Origin of the sequence: Kitasatospora sp. NPDC091335, from assembly GCF_044757205.1 — a bacterium.
Lineage (GTDB): Bacteria > Actinomycetota > Actinomycetes > Streptomycetales > Streptomycetaceae > Kitasatospora.
This window is the reverse complement of record NZ_JBIVUM010000006.1, coordinates 369,254-381,768: the sequence shown is the minus strand read 5'-3', so window position 1 is coordinate 381,768 and position 12,515 is coordinate 369,254. Positions and strand designations below refer to the sequence as shown.

The window sequence follows — 12,515 nt, the reverse complement described above, 5'->3', positions numbered from 1 at the left end:
GCCAGATCCGCTAGGAGAAGAGACATCACCATGTCCAACGAGGAGAAGCTCCGTCACTTCCTCAAGCAGGTCACGGCCGATCTGCACCAGACCCGCCAACGGCTCGGCGAGCTGGAGTCGAACGCCCACGAGCCGATCGCGATCGTCGGCATGGCCTGCCGCTTCCCGGGCGGGGTGCAGGACCCCGACGGGCTGTGGGAGATGGTGCGCGACGGCGTCGACGGGGTGACGGCGTTCCCGACCGACCGCGGCTGGGACATCGCCGGGCTCCAGGGCTCGGACGACGACGGCTACGGCTCCGACACGGTCTTCGGCGGGTTCCTGCACGACGCGGGGGAGTTCGACCCGGCGTTCTTCGGCATCTCGCCGCGTGAGGCGCTCGCCATGGAGCCGCAGCAGCGGCTGCTGCTGGAGGCGTCCTGGGAGGCCTTCGAGAACGCCGGGATCCGGCCCGCCGAGCTGCGCGGCAGCCGGACGGGCGTGTTCGCCGGGCTGATGAACAACACCGACTACCTCGCCCAGGCCCCGGCCCTGCCGGAGGGCGTCGGCGGTTTCCTCTCCACGGGGACGTCCGGCAGTGTCGCCTCCGGCCGGATCTCGTACACCTTCGGGCTGGTCGGTCCGTCGATGACCGTCGACACCGCCTGCTCGTCCTCGCTGGTGACGCTCCACCTGGCGGTGCAGGCGCTGCGCAAGGGCGAGTGCTCGATGGCGCTGGCCGGCGGTGCGACGGTGATGTGCGCGCCGGGCACGTTCATCGAGGTGAGCAAGCAGCAGGGGCTGGCGGCGGACGGGCGCTGCAAGGCGTTCGCCGAGGACGCGGACGGCGCGGGCTTCTCCGAGGGCGCCGGGATGCTGCTGCTGGAGCGGCTGTCCGACGCGCGGCGGGCCGGCCGGCGGATCCTCGGCCTGGTGCGCGGTACGGCGGTGAACCAGGACGGCGCCTCCAACGGGCTGACCTCCCCGCACGGTCCGTCCCAGCAGCGGGTCATCCTGGAGGCGCTGGCCGACGCCAGGCTCGCGCCCGAGCAGGTGGACGCGGTGGAGGCGCACGGCACCGGCACCTCGCTGGGCGACCCGATCGAGGCGCAGGCCGTGATCGCCACCTACGGGCAGGGCCGCGACCGGGCGAACCCGCTGTGGCTGGGCTCGTTCAAGTCGAACGTGGGCCACACCCAGGCGGCGGCCGGCGTCGGCGGCGTCATCAAGACGGTGCTGGCGATGCGCCACGGTGTGCTGCCGAAGACGCTGCACGCCGACGAGGTGACCACGAAGGTCGACTGGTCGGACGGCACGGTCGCGGTGCTCACCGAGTCCCGTCCGTGGCCGGAGACCGGCGAGCCGCGCCGCGCGGGCGTGTCCTCCTTCGGCGTGAGCGGCACCAACGCGCACGTCGTCCTGGAGCAGGCGCCGGACGCGGAGCAGCCGGCCGAGCCGGGCACCGAGGAGCCCGCCGAGCCGGGCGCGGTGCCGGCCCGGGTGCTCCCGGCGCAGGCCGCGCCGTGGCTGCTGTCCGGGGCGTCCGAGCAGGCCCTGCGCGACCAGGCCGAGCGGCTGCGGGCGTACGTCGCGGCCCGGCCGGAGCTGGACCCGGCGGACGTGGCGCACGCGCTGATCGCCGACCGCACCGTCTTCGACTACCGGGCCGCGGTGGTCTCGGCCGGCCGGGACGGACTGCTGGCCGGTCTCGCGGCCGTCGCCGAGGGGCGGGACGCGGGCGAGGGCTCGGCGGTCGTGCGGGGCATGGCCCGCCCGGACCGCAAGGCCGTCTTCGTCTTCCCCGGCCAGGGCTCCCAGTGGCTCGGCATGGCGGCCGGGCTGCTCGGGTCCTCGCCGGTCTTCGCGGACGCGGTCGCCGAGTGCGACGCGGCCTTCGCCGAGTTCCTCGACTGGTCGGTGGCCGACGCGCTGCGCGGCGCCGAGGGCGCGCCGGACGCCGAACTCCTGGACGTGCTCCAGCCGATGCTGTTCACCACCATGGTGTCGCTGGCCGCGCTGTGGCGGGCCTGCGGCATCGAGCCGGCCGCGGTGGTGGGCCACTCGCAGGGCGAGGTCGCGGCCGCGTACGTGGCGGGCGCGCTCTCGCTGCGGGACGCGGCCAGGATCGTCGCGCTGCGCAGCAAGGCGCTCCTCGCGCTGATCGGCAAGGGCGCGATGGCCTCCGTGCTGGCGCCGGTGGAGCAGGTCCGCGCGCACATCGCCCCGTACGGCGACCGGCTGTCGGTCGCGGTGGTGAACGGTCCCGGCGCCTGCGTGGTGGCCGGGGCACCGGACGCCGTGGACGAGTTCGTGGCCGCGATGGAGGCGGCGGAGATCCGGGTCCGCCGGGTGCCCGGGGCGCTCGGCGCCGGCCACTCCGCGCAGGTGGAGCCGCTGCGGGAGCGGATCCTCGCGGACCTCGCCCCGGTCGCGCCGCGGGCGGCGACGGTGCCGCTGTACTCGACGGTCACCGGCGAGCTGTTCGACACGGCCGCGATGGACGCCGAGTACTGGTACCTGAACATGCGTCGGACGGTGGAGTTCGACAAGACGGTCCGGAAGCTGCTGGCCACCGGGCACCGGCTGTTCGTCGAGGTCAGCCCGCACCCGGTGCTGACCGTCCCGCTGGGCGGCATCCTGGAGGACGTCGGCGGTGACGCCGCCGTCCTCGGCACGCTGCGCCGCGGCGAGGGTTCGGCGCCGCGCTTCGCGGCGGCCCTGGCCACCGCCCACGCGCACGGGGCCGAGCCGGACTGGTCCGCGGTGATCGCGCCGGGCCGTCCGGTGGAGCTGCCGACGTACGCGTTCCAGCGCCGCCGCTACTGGCTGGAGCCAGGCCCGTACACCGGTGACGTCGCGTCGGCCGGCCTGGTGCCCGCCGACCACCCGCTGCTGTCCGCCGCGATCGAGCGCGCGGACGGGGACGGGCTGCTGCTGACGGGCCGGCTCTCGTTGCAGGCGCACGGCTGGCTGGCCGACCACGCGGCGCTCGACACGGTGCTGCTGCCCGGCACCGCCTTCGTCGAGTACGCGCTGTACGCGGGCGCCCTGGTCGGCTGCGGGGCGCTGGAGGAGCTGACCTTCGAGGCCCCGCTGATCCTGCCGGAGCAGGGCGGCGTCGCGGTGCAGATCGCCGTCGGAGTGCCCGACGGGGCGGGCCGGCGCGGCATCGACGTGTACGGGCGCGTCGAGGGCGACGAGGACGAGCAGGTGTGGACCAGGCACGCGACCGGCTGGCTGGCCGGGGCGCCCGCGGCCGCCGGGTTCGACTTCACGGCCTGGCCGCCGCGGGGCGGCGAGCGGCTGCCCGTCGACGGCCTGTACGACGACTTCCACGCCGCGGGCATCGGCTACGGCCCGGCGTTCCAGGGCCTGCGCGCGGTGTGGCGGCGCGGCGAGGAGATCTTCGCCGAGATCGCCCTGCCGGAGGAGCTGCACACCGAGGCGGGCCGCTTCGGCGTCCACCCGGCGCTGCTCGACGCGGCCATGCACGCCGTCGCGGCGGGCTCGGTGGAGCCCGGTGGAGAGTCGGGCGGCGGGCTGTGGATGCCGTTCTCCTGGCGCGGCGTCAGCCGGTACGGGACCGGGGCGACCGCGCTGCGGGTGCGCTTCGCGCCGGTTCCGGGCGAGGAGGCGCTGTCGTTGCAGGTGGCCGACGCCTCCGGGCGCCCGGTGGTGGCGGCCGAGGGCCTGGTGGTGCGGCAGGTGTCGGCGGAGCGGCTGAACGCGGCCGGTGCCCGGCACCACGAGTCCCTGTTCCGGCTGGAGTGGGTGCCGCAGGCCCTGGCGGCGGGCGGCGCCCGGCCGTCGGCGGCGGTGCTCGGCGCGGGCCTGGACGGCGTCGCGCCGGCCCGGTTCGCCGACCTGGCGGCGCTGACCGCCGCCCTGGACGCCGGGGAGCGTGCTCCCGAGCTGGTGTTCGCCTCCTTCGGCCCCGCGGTCGCCCCGGCCGGTGCGGACGCCCTGAGTGAGGCCGCGCACCGGGCCGCGCTGGACGCGCTGGCCGCCGTGCAGGCCTGGCTCACCGACGAGCGGCTGGCCGACACCCGGCTGGTCGCGGTGACCCGCAACGCCGTCCCGACCGGCGCGGACGAGGACGTCCCCGGCCTGGCCGCCGCTCCGGTGTGGGGCCTGCTGCGCTCCGCGCGCACCGAGAACCCGGAGCGGTTCGTGCTGGTCGACTCCGACGAGGCCTCCGAGGGGGCGCTGCTCGCCGCGGTCGCCTCCGGCGAGCCGGAGCTGGCGCTGCGCGCGGGCACCGCGCTGACCCCGCGGCTGGTCCGGATGCCGGTGGCCGCGGAGCAGGCCGAGCAGGCAAAGCATTCTGAGCAGGCCGAGGAAGCCGGGCAGGCCGGGCAGGAGACCGCCGGGCCGCCGCTCGACCGGGACGGCACCGTCCTGATCACCGGCGGCACCGGCACCCTCGGCGCCCTGGTGGCCCGTCACCTGGTCACCGTCCACGGGGTGCGCAGCCTGGTCCTCACCAGCCGGCGCGGCCTCGCCGCCGAGGGCGCCCGGGAACTCGCCGACGCGCTGACCGGCCTCGGCGCGGACCGCGTCGAGATCTCCGCCTGCGACACCTCCGACCGGGAGGCGCTGGCGGCACTGCTGGCGTCCGTGCCCGCCGACCGCCCGCTCACCGCGGTGGTGCACAGCGCCGGCGTGCTGGACGACGGCACCGTCGACGGGCTCACCCCGGAGCGGCTGGCGAAGGTGCTGCGCCCCAAGGTCGACGCTGCGCTGCACCTGCACGAGCTGACCGAGGGCCTGGACCTCAGGGCCTTCGTGCTGTTCTCCTCGGCCGCGGGCATCATGGGCAACCCGGGCCAGGCCAACTACGCGGCCGCCAACGCCTTCGTCGACGCGCTCGCCCAGCGGCGCAGGGCGGCCGGCCTGCCGGCCTCCTCGCTCGCCTGGGGCCTGTGGCTGGACAGCCTCGGCGCCATCGGCGAGGCCAACGGCGAGCTGGCCGCGGCCCGTACCGGCAACCGCATCCCCGGCCTCACCTCGGAGGAGGGTCTCGGGCTGTTCGACGTGGCGCTCGGCGCCGGCCAGGCGGTGCTGGTGCCGATGCGGCTCGACCTCCCGGCGCTGCGCCAGGCCGGGCCCGAGGCACTGCCGCCGCTGCTGCGCGGCCTGGTCAAGCCGGTCGCCCGCCGTACGGAGGGCGGCCAGGGCGGGGACGGGCCCTCGCTGACCGAGCGGCTGGCCGGGGCCGCCGAGCAGGACCGCGGGGCGATCGTGCTGGAGTACGTCCGCACCCAGGCGGCGCTGGTGCTCGGCTACACCGACGCCGAGGCGGTGCCGCCCACCCGCCGGTTCCTGGAGATGGGCTTCGACTCGCTCAGCGCCGTCGAGCTGCGCAACCGGCTCGGTGCGGCGGCGGGGGTGCGACTGCCCGCCACGGTGGCCTTCGAGAACCCCACGCCGGAGGCGCTGGCGGCCTACCTCACCCGCTCCCTCGGGGCGGCCTCCGCGCGCGCCGAGGAGACGGCGCGGGTCCGGGAGCCGGAGAGCGTGTTCGGCGCCATGGCGCGCCGGGCGGGCGAACTCGGCCGGCTCCAGGAGTTCATCCAACTCCTCACCAGCGCCTCGGAGTTCCGGCCGTCCTTCGAGTCGCCCGAGCAGCTCGAAGGTGAGCTGGACGTGGTCCGGCTGGCGAAGGGCGACGGCGGCCCCGAGCTGGTCTGCATCCCGTCGATCCTGCCGATGTCGGGCCCGCACGAGTACGCGCGCTTCGCCGCCGCGCTGCGCGACGTGCGCGACGTCTCGGTGCTGCCCGCACCGGGCTTCGTGCCGGGGGAGCCGCTGCCGGCCGCCGTCGAGGTGCTGGCCGAGGCGCACGCCCGGGCGCTGCTCGCGCACACCGGCGACCGGCCGTTCGTGCTCGCCGCGCACTCCTCCGGCGGCATGCTGGCGCACTCCCTGGTCAGCCACCTGGAGCGGCGCGGCGTGCGGCCCGAGGCGCTGGTCCTGATCGACATCTACCCGCTGGACACCAACGCCTTCAACGGCGTGCAGGCCCGTCTCGGGGGCGGCGCACCGGAGTCCGGGGCGCAGGACGGCGCCGACGGTGCCGGCGCCGCCGCGGGCGGCTTCGGGGCGCTCGGCGACGTCCGGCTCACCGCGATGGCCGGCTACTTCCGGCTGTTCGCCGAGTGGCGGCCGCAGCCGGTCGGCACGCCCACCCTGCTGGTGCGCGCCACCGAGCCGCTGCCGAACTGGCGCCACCGGGAGGACTGGCGCTCCACCTGGGCGCCGGAGCACAGCGCGGTGGACACCGCGGGCGACCACTTCTCGATGATGGAGGAGCACGCCGAGAGCACCGCCCGCGCGGTGCACGGCTGGCTGACGGAGCGGCTCGGCTGAGCCGCCGCACCTGACGGTTCACCGGCCGGGGGTGGAGAACGCGACCGCGTTCTCCACCCCCTTTTGTCCACCCCTGGCCTCAGGACCGGAAGCCTCGAAACGCCTAGTGTCGTCATCAGTTCTGAACGACATCGGAGGGTTCCCAGTGACTGACGGGATGCGAGACGCGCTCTTCCTGAGCGGCATTCTCATCACCATCGTTCTCTTCACGCAGGTGGGGCGACACCGATTCGGCCTCATCAAGCTGCTGATGCCACTGGGCCTGGTGGCCTGGTTCGCCTACGACATGCTGCACAACATGAAGGCGACGACGCCCAACATGACGTCGGCCGGGGTCGGGATCGCGATCGGCGTCGCCATCGGTATCGGCCTGCTCTACACGATGCGGATCGAGCACGACCCGGCGTCCGGAAAGACCTACACCAGGGCGGGAATCGCCTATCTGGCGATCTGGCTCGTGGTACTGGCCGGCCGGCTCGGATTCATCTGGACGCTGGAGAACAACGAGTCCTTCCGCGCCGATTTCGGCAAGTGGACGGTCGAGCAGCAGATCGACCCCGACGGGGTCGCCGCGTTCTTCGTCCTGATGGCCATGGCGATGGTCCTCTCGCGGACCCTCGGCGTCGCGATCCGCTGGCTGCGCCGGTCCTCCGTGGCCGCCCCCGCCGCCGTCAGGTAGGCCCGGCTCCGGGTCCCGGTGGGGCGTGGGGTGGGTAGGGGTTGTTCGCCTCTGCCCCCGGCGGAACCATCGGAGACAGCAGTGCGGAGGAATGCGAAATGCATCGGGGTAGGGAGAGTCGGGCCATGCGAGTTTTCTGTACGGTGACCGGGACGCAGGGGCACGCCAACGAGGTGCTGCCGCTCGCCCGGGCGCTCGCCGCGGCGGGTCACGACGTCCTGGCCACGGTGCCCGAGCACCTCGCACCGGTCTTCGCCGGATCCCCGGTGGCGATCGAGCCGGTGATGCCGACCATTCCCGAGATCATGCAGGCCATCTTCTCGATGCGGGACCGTCGGGAGGCGCGCGGGGATTCCGAGGAGATCGTCGTCGACAACCGGCTCCAGATGATTCTCTGGGGCGGTGGTCCGCACATCACGACGACCTTCGAGCGCATTCTTCCGATCGCCAAGGAATTCGCCCCCGACCTGGTCCTGCGGGACGGCGGTGAACTCACCGGAGTCCTGATCGCCGAGGCGCTCGGAATTCCGCACGTGTCCTGCCCGTCCGGCCCGACGAACGTCACCGACCCGGAGGGTCTGCTGCCGTTCCTCAACGAGCGGCGCAGCGAGGTCGGGCTGGTCGCGAAGGACGCGCCGTGGTCGATCTACCCGCACGGCCGGATCGACTGCGTGCCCGGTGACTTCTCCTTCGTCCGCTACGACGTGCCGCCGGCCTTCGCCTACCAGCAGCCGGCCGCGCTGGGCGGCGGCTCCAGCCTGCCGGTCGAGCTGGCCGGGCTCTCCGGGGACCGCCCGCTGGTGGTCGCCTCGGTCGGCAGCGCGCTGCCGACCGTGATGGGGATGAAGTCCCAGGGCATCGAGCCGCCGGAGGGCATGCTCGACCCGACCGAGACGCTGCGCGCCATCATCGAGGGCCTGTCCGCCCTCGACGTGCACGCGGTGGTCGGCACGGCGGGCTTCCCGCTGGACGGCATCGAGATCGGCGACAACGTGGTCGTCATGGAGTGGCTGCCGCAGCAGCTCCTGCTGGAGTGCGCCCAGCTGTTCGTCACCCACGGCGGCTACGGCGGCGTCCGGGAGGCGATCCGTCAGGGCGTGCCGATGGTCGCCCTGCCGCAGTTCGGCGACCACCTGCACAACGCGCAGCGCCTCGCCGAGCTGAACCTCGGCGTGCACGTCACGGAGGTCACCCCCGAGGGTGTCGCCGAGGCCTGCCGCCAGGTGCTGTCCGACGAGCGGATCGCGGCCGGCGTCCGCACCGCGCACCGTCAGATGCTCGGCCTGCCGGACATCGACGACGTGGTGGCCTACCTGGAGCGCGTGGTCGCCGAGAACGCCGCCGTCTGACCCGAACCCCCAGAGCCCGTTGCCGGTCCCCCGTCCGGCAGCGTCAGGGCGGGCGCCGGTCCGAGACACCTCGGACCGGCGCCCGTCTTTCTCCGCGTTCCGGGGCCGGAGCGCGGCGGAGGACGGCGGAGGGCGGCGGAGGGCGGCCCGGCGAACGCGAAGGCCCCGCCGCGGACCACTGTCCGCGGCGGGGCCACCGCGCTGTGCCTCAGCAGGCCGCGCCGCGCCTCAGCCGGCCGTCGCGGCCGGCTCCGCGCCGTCGAACGGCGCGATGGTGCGCAGCAGTCCGCGCGGGTGTCCGCGCCGGCGCCACTCGCGCGGGTAGCCGATGGACACCTCCTCGAAGCGCACGCCCTCGTACCAGGTGGTGCGGGGGATGTGCAGGTGCCCGTAGACGGCGGCGGCGACGTTGAAGCGGGTGTGCCAGTCGGCGGTCAGCACGGTGCCGCACCACTGCGCGAACTCCGGGTACATGAGCACGTCGGTGGGCCGGCGCACCAGCGGCCAGTGGTTGACCAGGACGAGCGGGACGGCCGGGTCGTGCGCGCGCAGCCGCTCCTCGGCCGCGGCGACCAGCGCCCGGCACCACTCGGCCCGCCCCGGGTAGGGGTCGGGGTGGAGCAGGAACTCGTCGGTGCAGACCACGCCGGACTCGTGGGCGAGCCGGAGCGACTCCTCGGCGGTCGCCGCGCCCGGCACCCGGAACGTGTAGTCGTACAGGGTGAACAGCGGCGCCACCGCGAGCGGGCCGCCGGGCCCCGTCCACACCGGCCACGGGTCCTCCGGCGTCACCACGCCGAGCTTCGCGCAGCGGGCGACCAGGTGCCGGTAGCGCTCGACGCCCTTCAGCTGGACGGAGTCCTCGCGGGGCGTCCACAGTTCGTGGTTGCCCGGGGACCAGATGACCTTGGCGAAGCGGTCGGCCAGCAGCCGCAGCGCCTTCTCGATGTCGGCGGTCAGTTCGCCGACGTCCCCGGCCACGATGAGCCAGTCCTCGTCGTGGCCGGGGCGCAGCTGCTCGACCAGGGGCCAGTTGTCGGCCATCCCCACGTGCAGGTCGCTGACGGCGAGCAGGCGGGGGCCGGGGGCGGCGCGGTCAGGCGGAGTGGGCGACATGGGAGTCCAAACTGGTCGGCAGGTCCTGGCGCTGGCTGATGTTGATCTTCCGGTACACCCGGGTGAGGTGCTGCTCGACGGTGCTGACGGTGATGAACAGCTTGTCGGCGATCTCCCGGTTGGTGTGGCCGTGCGCGGCGAGTGCCGCGACCCGGCGTTCGGCCGCCGTCAGCGCGCCCTCGGCCGCCGGGGCCGGGCGCAGCGGACGCACCGAGCCGTCGGCGGCACTGCCCGCCGCCGAAGGCTGGAGCGCCTGGAAGAGCTCGTGCGCGCCGCAGCTGCCGGCCAGGCACAGGGCGCGGCGCATCAGCACCCGGCCCTTGGCCCGGTCGCCGAGGCGCTTGTGGGCCCGGCCGAGGTCGGCCGTGGCCAGGGCCAGCGTGTACCAGTCGTCCGTGCCACGCAGTAACTCCACGGCGGTTTCCAGGAGTTCGACCTGTTCGACGGCCGGCCTGGTGGACGCGAGCACCCGCAGCGCCTGGCCGCGGGTGCGGTCCTGGGCGGGGTAGACGCGTTCGAGGTGTTCGTCGAGCAGGGCGACGGCCCGCTCGCGCTGGTCCAGCCGCAGCCACGCCTCGGCCGCGCCGAGCCGCCAGGGGGCGAGCGCGGGGCAGTCCAGGCCCCACTCGGCCATCAGCCGTCCGCACTCCAGGAAGTCGGCGAGGGCGGCGTGGTGGCGGCCGGTGGCGAGGTGGAAGCGACCACGCGCGTAGATGAAGCCCAGCGCGAATCGGGTCCGGTACATCGCGTCCGGCACCGGCTGGTCGAGGGCGTCGGCGGCGGCCTCGTACTCGCCCATGTGGCTGCGGGCCTCGACCAGCACCGCGAGCGGCAGGCCGATGCCCACACCCCAGGCCCGCGGCGGCAGTTGACGCAGCGCGGACTCGGCGAGCCCGGCGGCCTCGGTGAGCCGGCCGCGGCGCAGCGAGATCAGCCCGCGCATCGCGGTCAGCACCGCGAGCGTGGTCGGGGCGTGCTCGCCGGAGACCTGGCCGAGCAGCCGGTCGCAGGCGCGGGCGGCGGCGTCGAGCCGGTCGTGCAGGACCAGGGTGAGCAGGGCGGCCCTGAGCGGCTCCAGGCTGTGGTCGGTGAGCCGGGTGGACTGGAGCACCTGTTCGGCGTCGGAGACGGAGCCCGGGCCGGGACCGCAGGTCGGCACCAGCACGCTGGTCAGCTCACGGAACGCGGTGAGCCCGGAGGTGTCCGGGGCCCGGTCGGGAATCCGGCCGGCGACCGGCTCGGGGTCCGGGCAGGCGGACGGCGGCTGCCCGGCGCCGTCCAGCGCGCCGGGGTAGGTGGCGGCCATCAGCAGCCGGGTGGCCTGGAGTTCGGCGTCCAGGCGCGGGGCGTCGTCGTCCTCGTCCAGGCAGGAACTGATGCCCCGGAAGACGGCGGCGGCGTCGTCCAGGTGCCCGTACCACATGAGCTGGGTGACCAGGCGCAGGGTGTAGTCCGGCGGGAGCAGGCCGTCGCAGGCCGGCTCGGTGAGGGAGCGGAGCTGCTGGGGCGCGGCGGCGGGCCGCATGCTCCAGGTGAGGTGGGCCAGCACGGACTTGACGGCGAGCCGGGCGGCCTCGTTCGGGCAGTGCCGCTCGGCGAGTTGCAGGCAGCGCATGGCGTAGTGGATGTCGTCGCGCACCAGCGCCCGGTGCGCCGCCTCCTGGAGCACCCGGTAGACCCAGTCCTGGTCGGCGGGCCGTTCGGTGTGGTCGAGGCCGAGCAGCTGGTCGGCGACGCGCATCGGGTCGGCGCCGCCGTGGTGCAGCAGTTCGGCGGCCCGGCGGCGCAGCCGGGTGCCCTCCTCGGCGGGCAGGTCGTCCAGGACGGCGGAGAGGACGGCCTCGTGCCGGAAGCGCGAGCCCTTGAGGATGCCGGCGACGCGCAGCGCGGCCACCGCGCCCCGGGCCCGCCGGTCGTCGAGGCCGACCAGCGCGCCCAGGTGCGGGGTGCCGTCGGCGCCGCCGAGCAGGGCCAGGCCGCGGGCGGCGGCCAGGGCCTCGTCGCCGCTGCGGTGGATGCAGCGCAGCGCGGCCTGCCGGAACGTCTCGCCCGGCGCCTGGTGGGTGAGGTGGTCGGCCAGCAGGGCCTTGACCAGCAGCGGATTTCCGCCGCCGGCCTCGTGGAGGACGGGGGCCAGGCGCCTCGCGTCGGCGGCGGGCAGCTGCCCGGTGAGCACCCGGGCGACCTCCTCGACGGTCAGCGGGTCGAGCCGGACCTCCAGGACGTCCTCGTCGGCGAGCAGTTCGTCCAGCGGCGAGTCGGGACCGCCGGCCCGGTCGCCCCGGGTGAGGATGACGGCCAGTGTGTTGGCGGGGGAGTGCCGCACCAGGTGCAGCAGACACCGCAGGGAGTGCCGGTCGGCGAACTGGGCGTCGTCCACGGTGATCAGCAACCGACGCCCGGCGGCCGGCCCGGTGAACTCCCGGCGGACCTCCTCCAGTACCTGCGGCGGGACGGGCCCGTCGGAATCCGGCCACCGGGGCCGTGGTCCGCCGTCGCCCGGCAGGCCCTGCCGGAGCTGTTCGAGCACCTCGTACGGCAGGCTCTGCTCGGCCGGCGAGGCCACCGCGCCGACGACGGTGCACCCGCGTTCGGCGGCGTGCTCCGTGAGCTCGCAGAGCAGTGTGGTCTTGCCGGTGCCGGCCGCGCCGTCGATGCTCGCGATCCTCGGCCAGGGGTCGTCACCGACCCCCAGGAGGCCCCCTTCCAGAAATGCGTGGAGCCCAGTCGAGCGGCTGCTTCCGTTCCTCACCATCGCCCGTACCCTTTTCGTCCGCTGCTCACAGCGAGGACGGACGGGTGGGGCGGACCGTCGTCCGCGTCCCTGCCCGTCCGTGCTCCGCTGTGGTGCGCCGTCCCAGCCCGAAGACCGCCCACCGCGGGGCCTGGCCCCGAGTGCGGCTGTGGCCGCGCGCCCCGTGAAGTTCCCGCCGAGTGGTGTGACGTCCGGGAGGCGGTTCCCCGGAGCGCCGTGTCCTGCGATCGGACCGGCACCTCCGCCGAGTGCGGTCCGTGTGACGCGT

Annotated in this window: 4 protein-coding genes and 1 pseudogene; 3 read left to right on the top strand and 2 right to left on the bottom strand. The window is 75.0% G+C overall.

From position 1 onward, the window contains the following. Positions 1 to 60: 60 nt before the first annotated feature. The 3 genes and pseudogenes from ACIQOW_RS17165 to ACIQOW_RS17155 all read left to right on the top strand — a co-directional run. Positions 61 to 6,348: pseudogene (locus tag ACIQOW_RS17165) on the top strand (type I polyketide synthase); the annotation flags it as partial. Positions 6,349 to 6,505: 157 nt separating this feature from the next. Continuing rightward, complete coding sequence (locus ACIQOW_RS17160; RefSeq protein WP_401085259.1) at positions 6,506 to 7,027, top strand: hypothetical protein; 522 nt, start codon at positions 6,506 to 6,508, stop codon at positions 7,025 to 7,027. 125 nt (positions 7,028 to 7,152) lie between these two features. Beyond that, positions 7,153 to 8,376, top strand: coding sequence for a glycosyltransferase (locus tag ACIQOW_RS17155; RefSeq protein ID WP_401085257.1), 1,224 nt, complete (start codon positions 7,153 to 7,155; stop codon positions 8,374 to 8,376). Positions 8,377 to 8,604: 228 nt separating this feature from the next. Here the strand turns inward: ACIQOW_RS17155 and ACIQOW_RS17150 are convergent, their stop codons facing one another. After that, positions 8,605 to 9,492, bottom strand: coding sequence for a metallophosphoesterase family protein (locus ACIQOW_RS17150; RefSeq protein ID WP_401085254.1), 888 nt, complete (start codon positions 9,490 to 9,492; stop codon positions 8,605 to 8,607). After that, positions 9,473 to 12,247 (bottom strand): LuxR C-terminal-related transcriptional regulator, encoded by a 2,775-nt coding sequence (locus tag ACIQOW_RS17145; RefSeq protein ID WP_401085251.1) that lies wholly within the window; start codon positions 12,245 to 12,247, stop codon positions 9,473 to 9,475. Before ACIQOW_RS17145 ends, ACIQOW_RS17150 begins: the two co-directional genes overlap by 20 nt. Positions 12,248 to 12,515 lie beyond the last annotated feature (268 nt).

Excerpts from the sequence above, each read along its gene's own strand:
- ACIQOW_RS17160 (WP_401085259.1), top strand. The coding sequence starts at position 6,506 with ATGCGAGACGCGCTCTTCCTGAGCGGCATTCTCATCACCATCGTTCTC.
- ACIQOW_RS17155 (WP_401085257.1), top strand. The coding sequence starts at position 7,153 with ATGCGAGTTTTCTGTACGGTGACCGGGACGCAGGGGCACGCCAACGAG.
- ACIQOW_RS17150 (WP_401085254.1), bottom strand. The coding sequence starts at position 9,492 with ATGTCGCCCACTCCGCCTGACCGCGCCGCCCCCGGCCCCCGCCTGCTC.
- ACIQOW_RS17145 (WP_401085251.1), bottom strand. The coding sequence starts at position 12,247 with ATGGTGAGGAACGGAAGCAGCCGCTCGACTGGGCTCCACGCATTTCTG.